The sequence below is a fragment of the Streptomyces sp. NRRL S-455 genome (assembly GCF_000717875.1).
Taxonomy (GTDB): domain Bacteria; phylum Actinomycetota; class Actinomycetes; order Streptomycetales; family Streptomycetaceae; genus Streptomyces.
In genome coordinates, this window is the sequence record NZ_JOCT01000005.1 from 23,141 (window position 1) to 37,058 (window position 13,918).

Below are 13,918 nucleotides of genomic sequence, written 5' to 3' on the forward strand. Positions count from 1 at the left end.
TGCGCCGGTCAGGCGTCCAGCACCAGCGCGCAGTTGCTGCCCCCGAATCCGAAGGAGGTGCTCACGGAGACGGTCCCGCCGTGGCTGCGCGCGCTGCCGAGGACCAGGTCCAGTTCGGGCAGGTCGGGGTCGGCACGCTCCGTGTGCGCGATCGGCGGCAGGGTGCCGCTGCGCAGGCTGCGCAGGGTCAGCACGGCCTCGATGGCACCGGCCGCGCCGAGGGTGTGGCCGAGCAGCCCCTTGTTCGAGGTGACGGACGGTCCGTGGGGGAAGAGGCGGGCGAGGAGCCGGGCCTCCGTCTGGTCGTTCTGCGGTGTCGAGGTGCCGTGCGCGTTCACGGTCGTGACGTCCCGCGCGGTCATACGGGCCGCGGCCAGCGCCTGTTCCACGGCGGCCGCGGCGCTCGCCCCGTCGGGGCGGGGGGACGTCGGGTGGTGCGCGTCGGACGTGCTGCCGTAGCCGAGGAGCCGGCCGAGTACGTCGGCGCCCCGGGCGCGGGCCTTCGCCGGCTTCTCCATGACGACGGCCGCCGCGCCCTCGGAGATGACGAAGCCGTCGCGGTCCGCGGCGAACGGCCGTGACGCGTCGGGCCCCTTGTGCTCGGAGAGCGCGCCCATGCGGGCGAATCCGGCGACCACGAGGGGGGTGACGGCCGCGTCCGTGCCGCAGGCGATGACCGTGTCGCAGACCCCGGCGTCCAGCAGGGTCTTGCCGAGGCCGAGCGCCGAGGCACCCGACGCACAGGCGGCCGCCACCGTGTGACTGGGCCCGGTGATCCCGTACCGCGCGCTGAGAGTGCCCGCCGCCATGTTGATCAGTGACCGGGGGTGCAGATACGGCGAGACCATCTCCGGGCCCTGGCGGTCGAGCCGCCGGTGCTGCTCCTCCAGCGTGGTCACTCCGCCGAAGGCGCACCCCACCACGATGCCGACCCGGCTGCCGTCCCACCTCCGCGGGTCGAGCCCCGCCTGGACCAACGCCTCGTCCACCGCCGCCAGGGCGAACCGGATGAAGGGGTCGGTACGGGCGGTGCCGCGCCCGGTGAGCTGCCCCGGCCGCAGGGGCGGCACGCGCAGGCTGTGCCACGCCCCGGTGCCGGCCAGCGGCTCCGGGTCACCGGACTCCAGGGACCTGGCCGCGCACAGCGCCTCCCAGGTCGTGTCGGAGTCGGTGCCCGCCGGGGTCACCAGGCCGGCACCCGTTATGGCGACGGGTCCTTCGGTCACGCCGCTTCCAGCCCCGAGCCGGCCAGCGAGACGACGTCCCCGACCGTGAGGTCCGCTATCCGGGTCTCCTCGCCGCCGAGGTCCACGCCCGTCTCTTCCTTGATCCTGACGATGAGCTCGGCGATGGCGAGAGAATCCAGTTCGAGGGTGCGCAACAGGGCGCCGTCCGTGATCTCCGCGGGGTCCACTTCCAGGTCTTCGGCCAGGATCCCGTGCACGACAGTCTTCGGGTCCATGCTCATGTCTTTCACCTCTGTGGGGGCTAAGGATTGATTCGGCACCTCGAAACGAGATCAACTCCACTTTGCTGACGCCGGATATGGAGCACGTATCGCGCCGTTATCAAGAGAAAGAGGCGGAAAGAGCCAGAACACCGAAACCCGCCGGCTGAACCGGCGGGCCTCAAAAGGGAATTCAGGCCTCCGGCACCGACCGATGGGATGGTCGTGCGGGTTGTAGCGGGCGCCGTACCACAGGTGCAGGCCGGGCTGGTCGGCCACGAAGTCGCGGACCGTGCGGGCGTGGTGGATCGGGTCGTTGTCACAGATCAGCACCGTCGCCGGGGCGTCGGGGAAGGACGAGCTCGGTCTGCGGGCACAGGACTCGGCGCCCGCAGTCCATGTGGTCATCGTGGGGCACCGCCACGTGCCCGCAGCCCTCGCCGTGCACGTGGGCATGATCGGCGTGCTGACGGTGCACGCCGACCTCGCTCTCATCCGCGTGACAGTCGTGCGGGCAGGTCACGGTGATCCGCATCGACAACCGCACCGGTCCCGGCCGGAGCCGGCGGTCCGCCGCGGTCACCCGTCTCCGTCGGTCCCGGCGGCGTGCGGTGGCACGGTGGTGTGGGTCCCGTCCGGGGCGACCATCACCGCGTGCCCCACGCTGTGCAGCATGGGCAGGTCGGAGGGATGGTCGCCGTAGGCCCAGCAGTCGGCCGGGTCGATGTCGGGGTGGCGGGCGAGGAGCCGGCGCACCAGGGTGCGCTTGCCCTCGCCGATGGCCGGGGGGCCGATCAGTTCGCCGGTGAGCAGCGGCCCGCAGTGTTCGAGTCTCGCGCCGAGGGCGAACCGCGCCCCGACCGCCTCGGCGATGACGGCCAGCAGCGGCGGGAAGGTGCCGGAGACCAGGGCGACGGACGCGCCCTCGGCCCGGTGCCGGCGCAGCGCGGCCAGTGTGGTGGGGAGATAGAAGCCGTCGGCCCGGCTGTGTTCCCCGTACCACCGGCGGGCCGCGGCCTCGGCCTCCGCGGCCGGGCAGCCCCGGAAGGCCCGGTGGAAACGGCGGTTGGCCTCCTCGCGGGGCAGACCGGCCAGTGCGCCGAGCAGTTCGCCGGCCCGGCGCACTCCGTCCGCGCCGTGCGTCCGCGCGAAGTGGTCGCGGAGGAAGTCCGGGCCGCTCTTGCGGCCGATCAGCGTCTCGTCCACGTCGAAGAACACCAGCCGGCGGGGGCCCTCGGGGCGTACCCGCGCCGCGGGCCGGGAGGGTGTGGGGCGGGGCGTCGCGGGTCGCGGGGACCGGTTGCGCCCGCTGCGGGTGTCAGTGGACACCGGCGACCACCTCCGCCGACGCGGAGTACGCCATGAACCGGGGCGCTGCCGCCGGCCCGGCCGCCTGCTCGGGACGGTCCTCGAAGTCGGCGAACACCGAGTCCGCGTACAGGGCCGCCGCGGTCTCCCGGCGCACGGCCTGGTGCGCGGCCAGCACGTGGACGTCGCGCCAGGTGCGCTCCAGCGGCCCGGGGCCGCCGCATGCGTGGGTTCCGGCCGCGCGGAACAGCCGCTCAACGGCGGTCACCAGGTGCTGTGCGGCGGCCGCCGCGACCCGGCGGTTGCGGGCCACGTCCCGCTCGGCGCGGGTGCCCGAGTCGGCCCGCAGCGCCGCGTCCCCGAGCAGCAGTTCGGCGGCCTCGATGTCATCGGCCGACTGCGCCAGCGTCAGCTGGAGCGTGGCACGCTCCGAGGGCCGGCCGGCTCCCCTGCGCGCGGCCCACGCGGTCCACTCCCGCAGGGCGTGGCGGGCCGCCCCCAGGGCGGGCGCGCACAGCAGCAGTCCCGTGCCCAGGTGCGCCGGGGCGGTGTGGCAGCGGGACCGCCCGGGCCCGGGAGAGCCCGCCAGCACGTCCGACAGCGAGCAGGTGCGGTGGTCGGGGACGACCACCGGGCCGTCGAGGACCGCGGTGTGGCTGCCGGTGCCGCGCATTCCGGTGCTGCGCCACGTCTCCCGTACGTGGATCTCGGCGGCGGGGACGGCGAAGAGCCGGCACCGGCCGCCGGGTAACCGCGGTTCGTCCGGTTCCGGGGCCGCGAGCAGCAGCCAGTCCGCGTCCGCGATCCCGCTGACGCACTCCCAGGTGCCGCTGAGCAGCCAGCCTCCGGAGCAGCGGGCGGCCGAGCCGGAGGGCCGCAGTCCGGCGGCGATCCGCACATCGGGCGTTCGGCCCCACAGGTCGAGCTGCCCTTCGAGGGGCAGGTGGGCGGCGTATCTGCCGTGGGTCGCCCACAGGGCGGCGCACCACGCGGCGGACGCACACCCCTCGCCGACGGCCGCCACCTCGGCGAGGAGGTCGCTGAAGGTTCCCTCGGTACCGTGCCAGACCCCGGGCACGAAGTGACGGGCGAAGCCGGCGCGGGTCAGCCGCGCGAGGGTCTCCGCGGACAGCCGGCCGGTGGCGTCCGCCGTCGACGCGTGTGCCGCGGCGGAAGCCACGGCGCCCTCCAGCTGTACGCGCGCCCGCGGCGCGCCACCCTGTGCCCCCTGGCCTGTGCAGATTTGACGCCGGTTCACCTATCGCTCTCCTTTACTCCACGACTAGAATTCGTTCGGGAACGAATCTTTCTCGGCCGGTCCTTCACCACCGGGCCGGGGTGAAGGAGGTGATCAGCGTGGTCAAGCAGGCGCGTGCCCTTCGGACGCACGATCGCGTCCTCGACGCCGCCGCGTACGAGTTCGCACGCTACGGCTACGTGAACGCGAACCTGCAGCGCATCGCCGACCGGATCGGGTTGACCAAGGGCGCCCTGTACGGGCATTTCTCCAGCAAGGAGAAGCTGGCCGCCGCGCTGACGGAACACCTGTCCCGGGGCGTGCGGACGCTGCTGGACGAGGCCAGGACCTCGCCCGAGCCGGCCACGAGCCGGCTGGAGGCCCTGGTGCTCGGACTCGGCAAGCTCTTCGAGACCGACCACAGGGCGCAGGCGGCCCTGCGGCTGGAGGTGGAGGCGGCTCGGGCGGCCGACACGGTGGCTCCTCTCCTGAGCGACACCCATGGCGTCGCGCTCGAACTCGTGGGCGAGGTGCAGCGGGGACGGCACTGGGACGAGACGCCGCCGGCCGACGCCCTGGCCGATCTCATCGTCGCGGCGTTCTGCACCGCGCTGTGGACCGGCGCCTGCGCGGGCCCGGACCGGCCCGGGCCCAGCGTCGCCGCGATGTGGGGCGTGCTGACGCGCGTGATGGGAACACGCGCCTCCGCCTGAGCCCCGACGACCGCGCGGCCCCGGGGCCCGGGCCCGGTGGGCCGCCGCTACCAGGAGGCCGGGACGGCCGCCGCCGGGCGGGTGCCCACGCAGGCCCAGGCGGTCCGCGCGCGGGCCAGTACGGTGTCACCCTGGACAGCCGAGACGGACAGCTGAAACGTTTCCTGTGGACGGGCGCCCGACGCGCACTCATCGACCACCAGCCGGGTGGGCCGGTCGAACTCGCCGAAGGCCAGGCACTGCACCGTGGTCCGGGCCAGCGCGAAGGACAGGTCGGCGAACGGGCCGTCGCACGCCTCGTGCACCTTGAGGTGGCCGAGCTGGCGGAAGCCCTCCAGCATCACCATCATCGGGATGTGGTCGGTGGGGTGGTCGAAGAGCACCGCGTGGTCGCGGTCCACGCGCAACCGCCACTCTTCGGGCCTCGCGGCCTCTTCCAGGACGCAGTCCCGCCAGCGCAGCCGCCCCACCCGGTGCGGGGGCGTGCGCGGCGCCCCGGAGGCGGCCGTCCGCGCCGGTACGGTGGACGGCACGTCCGCGGCACCGCCGCCGAGCCGGCGCAGCAGGCGGTAGCGCCGTTCGTCCACCATCAGCATGCTGATGGCGCCCCAGCCGCACGTGCGGCCACCGACGACGAGCCGGAAGTCCATCCGGGCCCCGCTCCTGCCCCGCGCATCGTCGCCGTCCCAGGCCCACTCGCCCACCAGGAACACCGAGAGCGGTACGCCCTCGACCCGCAGGGCGGCGGGGTCGGTGATCTCGAAGTCGATGTCGCGGCCGACGAAGCGCCGGCCGAGCGGCACACCGCAGTGCCGGTGGGCGACGTAGACCATCCCCTGACGCAGGGTCTCCGCGAACAGCAGGGGATCGCTCAGACCGTTCTCGTCCGGGTGGTAGAGCGCGTGGTCGCGCGGCCACTGGGCGGCGACGACGAACTCGCGGTCACCGACACGGGCACCGTCGGTGACGAAGACCTCCGCGACGGAGCTGCGGTGCACCAGCTCACGCGTCACGGGACGTGCAAAGCTCAACGAATCGCAGGCGTGGGCCATTGCTGACGCCTGAGGGATGCTGGGATGATTGAGCACGACTGACATCTGGGATTCGCCTCCCCCGTACTGGAAGAACCAGGACCATGCGAACTAACAGACGTGCGGCGCCCTTCGGCACAAAATTAATATACCTTCGGGAAGGTATCTTGCAAGGCTCGGGCGGAACACGGCGGATGATCGGTCATCCCTGCTGGTCAGAGAGGCGAAACCCGCGAAGCGTCCGCACGTGCCCCGACCCGGCCCTCCCCCCACGAACCGGCCACCGAAAGCGGCGGACGGCACGGCACGAATGGACGTCATGAGCGAACACGGCAACGCGATACAGACCTCGCACATCTCCGGCGGCACCTCGGTCGACGACACCTCGCACCTCAAGCAGGACCGCGCCATCCGCACCCGGCGCACCATCCTCGACGCGGCCGCGGAGGTCTTCGCCCGGCGCGGCTACCCGAACGTCACCATCAAGGACATCGCCGACGGCGCGGAGATGACCAAGGGCGCGGTGTACTTCCACTTCTCCAACAAGGAGGCCCTCGCGGTCGCCGTGACGGAGGAGTTCTACCGCAGGCTCAACGAGATCGTCTCCCCCGCGCTCGAGGGCGACCACTCCTCGCCCTCGACGGTGGTGGACGTGCTGCTGCGCACCGCGGGCGGGTTCCGCGACGACGTCTACGTCAAGGCGGGGGCGCGTTTGCAGATCGAACGCCCCTACATCAAGGCGGAGATGCCGGTCCCGTACGTCGGTTTCACGTCACTGATCGTCGAACTCCTCCAGGAGTGCCGGGCCGCGGGCCGGCTGCCGGAGAGCACGGTGCCCGAGGCCCTGGCCAGGGTCCTGGTCTCCGCCCTGTTCGGCGCCCAGCACATCTCCTGGGTGCAGAACGACCGGGCCGACATCGTGGAGCGGGTCGAGGAGATCGTCGACGCCTTCGCCCTGCTGTCGGTGCCGGCGCGGTAGGACCGTGTGGCCGGGAAGGTGCGGCGGGAGCCGGTGAACCGCTCCGGTCGCCGCACCGCCGCGCCGTCCGGCGGCGGGCCGGACGGTTCAGTCCAGGAAGGCGGCCTCTATCCAGCGACGCAGGGCGCCCGGACGCATGCGGTGCAGCCGGTCCACGCTGTCGGACACCTCGTGCGGGCCGCCGACCGACAGGAACTTCTCCCGCACCAGGTCCGCGTGCCGGACCCGGGTCTCCGGGCCGGCCGCACCGACCGGAATCAGCCGGGTGCGCGACACCGTACGGCCGTCGGTCAGCCGGACGGTGACCCGGGCACCGGTGGCCTTCGCGGCGCGGGAGAAGTCCCGTTCGTCGGCGCTCAGCGGGCCCAGCAGGTCGACCAGCTCGTCCCCGCCGAAGCCGCGCAGCCACGGCACGGCACGCTCCCCCGCCTCCCGTACCGCCTCGCCGAACGGGGCGTCGGACAGGAACAGTTCGCGCGTCATCTCGGTGTCGTGCTCCAGGCGCACCCGCCGGGCCAGCGCCCAGCGGGCCGGGTCGTCCAGGTGCGGGGAGGAGAAGTCGTCCACGGTGAACTCGCCGGTGAGCAGGGTGGTCGCGACGGGGTAGGGCACGTCGAGGACCAGGGCGCCGAGCGGGGAGCCCGGACCGTTGACGTACCGGGCGGCGCGCTCGCCGGCGAAGAGGGTGTACAGGGACGCCTCGACGACCACCTCGGCCACTTCCTCGGGCCGCAGGCCGCCCAGTTCCCGGTGGATCTCGGCGGCGCAGTCCACGGCCGCGTCGATGCCCGGCCCGCCGGGGTGCATCTTGAAGGAAAGCGTGTCGGTGTGCCAGCGCCGGCCCAGTCCCTTGGCCACCGCCTGCGGCAGCGGCACGGTGGCGAACCGGGCGAGGAAGCCGTCCTCGTGCTCGACGATGTCGGGAGCGCCGCGCAGCCCCGCGTACGCCGCGTCGCAGGCGTCCATGGCGGTGCGTACCGGGGTGAAGGTGTTGAACAGACGGGCGTCGCTGGCCAGGAAGGCGCGCATCAGGGGCCAGTTGGGCATGGCGAAGGCCAGCCCTAAGGCGTTCTCCCAGAGCGAGGCCGGGGCCCGGTCGCAGTGCAGCCGGCCGGCCACCGCGCCCGCCAGGTGCGTGTGCACGGCGCTCTGGCCACGCAGCGGGCCGAGGGTGGCCGAGGCGGTGATGCGGGCCGCGCACTCGTTGGCCGCGACGACGGCGGTCAGCAGGGACAGCCCGTCGAGCCGGCGGGTGTAGGCGAAGGCGAGCGGTACCGCGACGGTGGAGTTCGACAGGTGTCCGGCGTAGGCGGTGTCGTCGAGGTTGAGCCAGGACCCGAGGGCGGCGAAGACGCCCGCGGCGGTGCGCGGGTCGCGCTGCATGGGGTGCCCGAAGGCCGCCACCAGCCGCCGTCCCAGCGGGTGCTGGAGCCCGGCCCTGATGGATGCGGCCTGCGAGAGCACCTGGCTGGCGGCGAGCTTCAGCACCCGGCACGGGATGTGCTCGGGGCGCAGCGTCGCCGCCCACTGGGACAGTTCACGCAGCGGGGTGTCGGTGGGTCGGCGAGGACGCCTGGGCGCCGTGCTTCCCCAGTCGTCGCACAGCGCCCTGGCCACGCTCTCACCGAGTACTGCCGTCATGGCGCGAGGCACCTCTCTTGCCGTACGCCGGCCGGGGCGTGCCGTGGCCGGCGGCTGGTCGCTCCGGGCGGGTGGAAGCGGCGGTGGGAGCACCGTCGGCCGGTGCTCCCACCGCCGCGGGAGGGGTTCAGGCGGCCGGCACCTTGTCCAGGAAGCCGTAGACGGCCTTGATGCGCCCCGCCTCGTCGGCGACCAGGACGTCGAAACCGATCGCGATGGGCTCGGCGCCGGGCTCGGTGACCAGGCCCCACTGGAACCGGGCCTGGTTGTGGTGGGCGTCGACGGTGCCGTGCAGTTCGAAGGTCAGGCCCTTGAACTGCTCACGGGCGCCCGCCACCACCGCGCCGAAGCCCTCGTGGCCCTCGACGGCGGCGAGCGGGTCGATGTACGGGGCGTCGGCGGTGAACAGCTCGGCGATGGCCGCCGCGCGCTTGTCGGCGTCCGCCTCGTTCCAGATGGCCAGGTAGCGGTCGACGGTGGTGGTCAGGTCGCTCATGTGTGTTCTCCTCGTTTTCCGATGGTGGGGCTGACCCGACGTGCCGTCGCCAGGCGTGCGGTACGACGGGGGTTCTGGATGTCTCAGGGGGTCTCGGGGCGGTCCGAGGCCGGGGCCCACACGGGGAGGGCGCCGGGGAGGACTTCGAAGGTGGCCGTGGAGCCGATGCCGTGCTGGTACTCGCCGTCGTGCTCCAGCGGCAGCCGACGGCCGTCGGTGCGCTCCACGGTGATGGTCCGGCCGCGCGCGTACCGCGTGGCGGGGTGGCCGATGTGGGCGGCGGTCAGGGTCAGCCGCGGCACGTCGGCCGCGGCGATCCCGTCGCCGATGACGCAGACGTCGAGCAGGCCGTCGTCGAGCAGCGAGTCGGGCAGGACGTTGAACCGGCCGCCGCGGTAGGGGCCGCCGCCGACGTTCGCGAGGACGGTCGGGCCCTCGTGCACGACCCGCCCGTCGACGGTGACCCGGCCCGGGTACGGCGCGTAGCCCGCGGCGGTGTCGGCGAAGGCGCGCGCGTACCGCTCGCGGCCGGTCAACGGCAGGTCGCGGGCGGTGATCAGCGCGTCGGCGATCACACCGGAGCAGGCTCCCAGGTAGACGTACTGACGGGTCTCGGCGAGACGGGCCAGGTCCAGGCGGCGCGGGCGGGCGCTGCCGCCGATGCCGGAGTCGGTGAGGATCGTCTTGAGGGACTCCGTCCACGGACGGTCGCCCCACAGCATCTTGTAGCCGGAGTTGCCGGTGCCGCCGGGCACCACCGCGAGCGTGGCGCGCCCGGAGGCGGGCACCAGGCCCTGGACGGCCTCCCGGACGGTGCCGTCGCCGCCGATGACGACGACCAGGTCGGGGGCGCCGGCGTGCCGTTCGAGGGCCCTCCGCACCGCGACGGTGGCGTCACCCGGTCCAGTGGTCGGGTGCACCTCGGTGCGCTCCAGGTACGAGTCGCACAACTGGCGTACCTGTTCCACCAGTTCCGGGCTGTGGCTGCCGGAGGCCGGGTTGGCCAGGACCAGTGCCCGGGTCGGGACCGGGGCTGCTGTATCTGCCATGAGGGCGTACTCCTTCGTCGGACGGCGCCGGCGGGTCCGGGGCCGCGCCTGCGGCTCCGGACCCACGACGCCAACTCTGCCGCCGACCGCTGCCACGGCGCTGACGTGCGGCTGACGCCGACGAGGCGCACGGGCACGGGGAGACAGGACAGGGACACACCGGGCACGGGGACGCGGGGCCGAGGGCACGCCCGGCCCGCCGCGGACGCCCGCGGTGCGCCGGGCCGGGCGCCGCGGGCACCCAAGGCACGTGTGCGAGGTGGGTCGGGAGTGGGAGCGAGGGGAGAGCGGGGCGCGGGCCGGCCGGCCGGGGCAGTGCCTCCAGTTCGTCCAGCAGCTCGTCCACCAGCCGCTGGACGGGTTCGCGCAGCCGCTTCACCCGGCGCGCGGTGACACTCGTGTGAGGCCGGTGCTGGGGGTGTGGTGCAGACCGGGAAGGCGCCGGAGCGGGGCGCCTTCCCGGTGCCGCGCCGGTGCTATGGCCGGGAAGGCCGGCCGGTCGACCTCTCCGGTCGCGGCGCTAGCGCGCGGGGTGGGCGGCGATCCGCTGCAGGCGGTGCGCGAAGTGGGCGGTGACGGCCTGGGCGTGGGTGTCGATGTAGAAGTGGCCGCCGGAGTACTCGTTGTGGCCGAGGTAGGCGGGGGTGCGTCCGGCCCAGTGGGTCATGGCGTCCGGCTCCTCCTGCAGGGGGTCGGAGCGCCCGCCGTAGGAGGCGAGCGGGCAGGCGACCCCCGCGCCGTCGTCGACGTACTGGGCGGCGACCCTGAGGTCGGCGCGGAGCGCGGGGACCACGAGGGCGAGCATCTCGGGGTTGTCGTAGATCTCGGCCGGGAAGGAGCCCAGCTTCTTGATCCACTCGACGAGCTCGGGCTCGGGCATCCGGCTCTGCTCCTCGGTGGGCTGGAAGAAGCCCACGGGCGACCAGCCGGACATGCCGACCATGACGGGCGCCGGGCCGCCCTCCTCCTCCATGCGGATGGCCAGCCGGAACGCCAGCTGGGCGCCGAGGCAGTGCCCGAAGAACGCGAACGGCCGGTCGTCCAGGTCGTCGAGCACGGCCTCGTGCAGCGCTTCGAGCAGCGGCCAGAACTCCTCGTACGTCGGCTCCTCCCGGCGGTTGTGACGGCCCGGCAGGGTCACCGCCTGCGGGGCGATGTCGGGCGGCAGCAGGCTCTCCCAGTCCCGGTAGATGATGGCGCCGCTGCCCGCGTGCGGGAGCAGGAACAACCGGATCGAGGCGTCGGGCGAGGGCTCCACCGGGTGGAACCACTGGCCCGCGCGGGACATCCGGCTGCCGGCGGTGACGGTGGCACCGGTGTCCGTTGCGTTGGTGGTACTGGTCACGACTGTGTACTCCCCACGGTGGTGGACGGGCCGAGGGCGCGTACCGCGGGCAGCAGCACCTCGGCGATCTCCTTCAACTGCGGTTCCGGGTCGAGCGATCCGATCCTCAGGACCAGGTGGCGGGCGCCGGCCCGGACGTAGCCGCCGAGCCATTCGGCGCACTTCTCGGCGCTGCCCCAGGCGTAGGCCTGGATGGTGCGCATCTGGTCGAGGGAACGGCCGTAGTAGTGGCTGATGTAGTGCTCCAGTTCGGCCTCGGCCGCCCGCTCGTCGCGGTTCACCGTGATCGTCGCGTACAGAGCGGGGGTGACGGCGCCGGCGGGGCGGCCGGCCTCCTCGGCGAGCTCGGCGATCCGGCGGCGGGCCCGGCCGTAGGCGTCGGGGTCGGGCAGGAACGGCAGCCAGCCGTCGTAGCGGGTGGCCGCGCGGGCGAGCACCTTGGGGGTGTCGCTGCCGGCCAGCCACAGCGGCGGGCCGCCGGCGGTGGCCGGGGAGGGCAGCCGGTCGAGGTGGTCGGCCTGCCAGTACCTGCCCCGGAAGTCGGCCGGTTCGCCCTCCTGTCCGGCGCGCCAGGCCGTGCGCCACAGGGCGGTGATCTCGTCGAGGCGTCCGACGCGGCCGCGGAAGCCGGCGCCGACCGAGGCGAACTCCTCCTCCGTCTCGGGCATGGGGAAGCCGGAGCCGAGCCCGAGGACCAGCCGGCCCGCTGCCACATGGCTGAGGCTCGCGACCATATTGGCGCCGATCAGCGGGTGGCGCAGGGCCGGGGTCAGGGCGGCGGTGCCGACGGTGATCCGCTCGGTGGCGGCAGCAGCGGCGGCCAGGACGACGAGCGGGTCCAGGCGGGGGCGGGCGGTGAGCGAGTCGCCCGCCCAGAGGGAGTCGAATCCCAGGGCCTCGGCCTGCCGGGCGAAGCCCAGCAGCGGGGCCGCCGCGTAGGTGCCGTTGATGGCCTGTTCCCGGGTGGGCAGCAGGATGCCGACGTGCAGGGGCCCGTTCATGGGCGACAACCTTTCTGTCCGCGCTGGCTGACGCGGTGTCATGCGACCGTGCCGGCCAGCGGGTCCCGGGCCGGTGCGGTCAGCCGCTCCCGCACCGCGCGGCGCAGGATCTTGCCGGAGGGGTTGCGGGGCAGGGAGTCGGTGAAGTGGTAGGCGGTGGGGATCTTGTAGTCGGCGAGCCGGCCGCGCAGGGAGAGCAGCAGTTCGCGCGGGTGCGCCTCGGCGCCGGGGCGCAGGACGACGACCGCGTGCACGCTCTCGCCCCAGTGCTCGTCGGGCAGGCCGACGACGGCGGCGTCCGCCACGGCCGGGTGCGCGGCGAGCGCCTTCTCGACCTCGGCCGGGTAGATGTTCTGCCCGGCGACGATGATCGTGTCGTTGATGCGGTCGCACAGGTGGAGGTAGCCGTCCTCGTCGAGGTAGCCGGCGTCCCCCATGTGCAGCCACTCCCCCACCAGGGTGCGCGCGGTGGCCTCGGGCAGGTTCCAGTAGCCGAGCATCCGGGACGGGGCGCGCACGCAGATCTGGCCGATCTCCCCGGGCGGGAGGGGGTCGCCGTCGGGGCCGATCACCTTGACCTCGTTGCCGGGGCACGGCCTGCCGACCGAGTCCAGCACCGGGCTGCCCGGGTGGTGCGCTTCGGGCGGCAGGCACACCGCCACACTGCCGGTCTCGGTACTGGCGTAGATCTGCGCGAACTCGCAGCCGTAGGTCTCCAGGCACTGCTTGAGCAGGGTCTCGGACATGGGCGCCGCGCCGTAGGCGATCTTGCGCAGGGAGGTGAACGCCTCCGGTCCCGCGCCGCGTTCCGCGGCCATCATCTGGAGCATGGCGGGGGCCGCGAAGGTGGTGGTGACCTTGTGGGTGCGGATCAGCCGGACCGCTTCCTGCGGGTCGAACTGCGGCATGATCACGTTGGTGCCGCCCGCGTTGAAGGTGTGCAGGAACCAGCCGATGCCCGCGACGCCGAAACCCGGCAGCGATATGAGGCTGACGTCGTCGGGCAGCCAGTCGATCCAGGCGACGCCGTGCTCGCGCATCGCGTGCGGCAGGGTGAAGAAGCTGCGGTGGGCGAGGACGGCACCCTTGGGCAGTCCGGTGGTGCCGCTGGTGTAGATCTGCACCACGGCGTCGTCGGGGCCGGTGCCCGGCACCGGCTCGGAGTCGGGCTGGTCGGCGGCCCAGGCGGGCAGGCCCGCGCCGCGGGCGGGTTCGCCGTCGGCGTCGGTGCCGTCGACGCGGATCACCCGCCGCAGACCGGGCAGTTGGTGGCGCACCGCGGCGACGGTGTCCCAGAACTCGTCGTCGACGAAGATCAGGGCGGCGCCGGAGTCGCGCAGGATGTGGTCCACCTCGGTCGGGGTGAGCCGCCAGTTGACAGGCACCAGGACCGCGCCCGCCTTGGCGCAGGCGAGCATCACCACGTAGTAGTTCTCCGACTCGCGCCCCAGGTAGGCGACCCGGTCGCCGCGCCGCACGCCGCCGGCGCGCATGGCGTGCGCGGCACGGCTGCTGTCGCGGTGCAGCTTGTCGTAGGTGGTGACGCGGTCCTCGCAGATGATGGCCGGGTGGTCCGGTCGGCTGCCGGCGTGGGCCCGTGAGGAGTGGGTGAGCGTCCAGCGCTCCGTCGGTATGCCGCTGGGTGTGTCAGTCATGATCCGTCCTTGTGTG

13 protein-coding genes and 1 pseudogene are annotated in these 13,918 nt (G+C 73.5%); 2 read left to right on the forward strand and 12 right to left on the reverse strand.

Annotated elements, in window-relative coordinates; all coding sequences use genetic code 11:
• Nucleotides 1–8 precede the first annotated feature (8 nt).
• The 5 genes and pseudogenes from IE97_RS0109605 to IE97_RS0109625 all read right to left on the reverse strand — a co-directional run bounded on the left by IE97_RS0109605 (nt 9) and on the right by IE97_RS0109625 (nt 3,935).
• The gene (locus tag IE97_RS0109605; protein WP_030234853.1) at nt 9–1,226 is read right to left on the reverse strand and encodes a beta-ketoacyl-[acyl-carrier-protein] synthase family protein; all 1,218 of its coding nucleotides are present in this window, start codon (nt 1,224–1,226) and stop codon (nt 9–11) included.
• Nucleotides 1,223–1,468, reverse strand: coding sequence for a phosphopantetheine-binding protein (locus IE97_RS0109610; RefSeq protein WP_030234857.1), 246 nt, complete (start codon nt 1,466–1,468; stop codon nt 1,223–1,225). The genes IE97_RS0109605 and IE97_RS0109610 overlap by 4 nt, the downstream gene beginning before the upstream one ends.
• A gap of 186 nt (nt 1,469–1,654) precedes the next feature.
• Nucleotides 1,655–1,798, reverse strand: a pseudogene (locus tag IE97_RS43585) (IS630 family transposase); the annotation flags it as partial.
• A gap of 228 nt (nt 1,799–2,026) precedes the next feature.
• Nucleotides 2,027–2,776 carry an HAD family hydrolase gene (locus tag IE97_RS0109620; protein ID WP_234310476.1) on the reverse strand — a complete coding sequence of 250 codons (750 nt, stop codon included), beginning with the start codon at nt 2,774–2,776 and terminating at the stop codon, nt 2,027–2,029.
• Nucleotides 2,766–3,935, reverse strand: a complete 1,170-nt coding sequence (locus IE97_RS0109625; protein WP_030234870.1) for an acyl-CoA dehydrogenase family protein — start codon at nt 3,933–3,935, stop codon at nt 2,766–2,768. The genes IE97_RS0109620 and IE97_RS0109625 overlap by 11 nt, the downstream gene beginning before the upstream one ends.
• Before the next feature lie 176 nt (nt 3,936–4,111).
• On the opposite strand from IE97_RS0109625, the gene IE97_RS39225 reads away from it, so the two are divergent.
• The gene (locus tag IE97_RS39225) at nt 4,112–4,705 is read left to right on the forward strand and encodes a TetR/AcrR family transcriptional regulator (protein ID WP_234310474.1); all 594 of its coding nucleotides are present in this window, start codon (nt 4,112–4,114) and stop codon (nt 4,703–4,705) included.
• 47 nt (nt 4,706–4,752) lie between these two features.
• On the opposite strand, the gene IE97_RS0109635 is transcribed toward IE97_RS39225, so the two are convergent.
• Nucleotides 4,753–5,718, reverse strand: coding sequence for a ScbA/BarX family gamma-butyrolactone biosynthesis protein (locus tag IE97_RS0109635; RefSeq protein WP_037844163.1), 966 nt, complete (start codon nt 5,716–5,718; stop codon nt 4,753–4,755).
• A 337-nt stretch (nt 5,719–6,055) separates the two neighbouring features.
• Between IE97_RS0109635 and IE97_RS0109640 the strand changes: the two genes are divergently transcribed.
• Complete coding sequence (locus IE97_RS0109640) at nt 6,056–6,715, forward strand: ScbR family autoregulator-binding transcription factor (RefSeq protein WP_234310473.1); 660 nt, start codon at nt 6,056–6,058, stop codon at nt 6,713–6,715.
• A gap of 87 nt (nt 6,716–6,802) precedes the next feature.
• On the opposite strand, the gene IE97_RS0109645 is transcribed toward IE97_RS0109640, so the two are convergent.
• The 6 genes from IE97_RS0109645 to IE97_RS0109670 all read right to left on the reverse strand — a co-directional run bounded on the left by IE97_RS0109645 (nt 6,803) and on the right by IE97_RS0109670 (nt 13,902).
• Nucleotides 6,803–8,356 (reverse strand): MmgE/PrpD family protein, encoded by a 1,554-nt coding sequence (locus IE97_RS0109645; protein ID WP_030234886.1) that lies wholly within the window; start codon nt 8,354–8,356, stop codon nt 6,803–6,805.
• Nucleotides 8,357–8,483: 127 nt separating this feature from the next.
• Nucleotides 8,484–8,852 carry a nuclear transport factor 2 family protein gene (locus IE97_RS0109650; RefSeq protein ID WP_030234889.1) on the reverse strand — a complete coding sequence of 123 codons (369 nt, stop codon included), beginning with the start codon at nt 8,850–8,852 and terminating at the stop codon, nt 8,484–8,486.
• 83 nt (nt 8,853–8,935) lie between these two features.
• A complete protein-coding gene (locus IE97_RS0109655) occupies nt 8,936–9,901 on the reverse strand; it encodes a diacylglycerol/lipid kinase family protein (RefSeq protein ID WP_030895221.1) in 966 nt (321 codons plus the stop codon).
• 520 nt (nt 9,902–10,421) lie between these two features.
• Nucleotides 10,422–11,189 carry a thioesterase II family protein gene (locus IE97_RS0109660; protein WP_030234893.1) on the reverse strand — a complete coding sequence of 256 codons (768 nt, stop codon included), beginning with the start codon at nt 11,187–11,189 and terminating at the stop codon, nt 10,422–10,424.
• 53 nt (nt 11,190–11,242) lie between these two features.
• Entirely contained in the window at nt 11,243–12,247 is a 1,005-nt protein-coding gene (locus IE97_RS0109665; RefSeq protein ID WP_030234895.1) for an LLM class flavin-dependent oxidoreductase, read from the reverse strand.
• A gap of 38 nt (nt 12,248–12,285) precedes the next feature.
• Nucleotides 12,286–13,902: a fatty acid--CoA ligase gene (locus tag IE97_RS0109670; RefSeq protein ID WP_030234899.1), complete on the reverse strand. Its 1,617-nt coding sequence runs from the start codon at nt 13,900–13,902 to the stop codon at nt 12,286–12,288.
• Nucleotides 13,903–13,918 lie beyond the last annotated feature (16 nt).

What these genes read in the sequence shown, in the direction of transcription:
- IE97_RS0109610 (WP_030234857.1), bottom strand. Translation starts at nt 1,468, where the DNA reads ATGAGCATGGACCCGAAGACTGTCGTGCACGGGATCCTGGCCGAAGAC.
- IE97_RS0109640 (WP_234310473.1), top strand. Translation starts at nt 6,056, where the DNA reads ATGAGCGAACACGGCAACGCGATACAGACCTCGCACATCTCCGGCGGC.
- IE97_RS0109645 (WP_030234886.1), bottom strand. Translation starts at nt 8,356, where the DNA reads ATGACGGCAGTACTCGGTGAGAGCGTGGCCAGGGCGCTGTGCGACGAC.
- IE97_RS0109650 (WP_030234889.1), bottom strand. Translation starts at nt 8,852, where the DNA reads ATGAGCGACCTGACCACCACCGTCGACCGCTACCTGGCCATCTGGAAC.
- IE97_RS0109655 (WP_030895221.1), bottom strand. Translation starts at nt 9,901, where the DNA reads ATGGCAGATACAGCAGCCCCGGTCCCGACCCGGGCACTGGTCCTGGCC.
- IE97_RS0109660 (WP_030234893.1), bottom strand. Translation starts at nt 11,189, where the DNA reads ATGTCCCGCGCGGGCCAGTGGTTCCACCCGGTGGAGCCCTCGCCCGAC.
- IE97_RS0109665 (WP_030234895.1), bottom strand. Translation starts at nt 12,247, where the DNA reads ATGAACGGGCCCCTGCACGTCGGCATCCTGCTGCCCACCCGGGAACAG.
- IE97_RS0109670 (WP_030234899.1), bottom strand. Translation starts at nt 13,902, where the DNA reads ATGACTGACACACCCAGCGGCATACCGACGGAGCGCTGGACGCTCACC.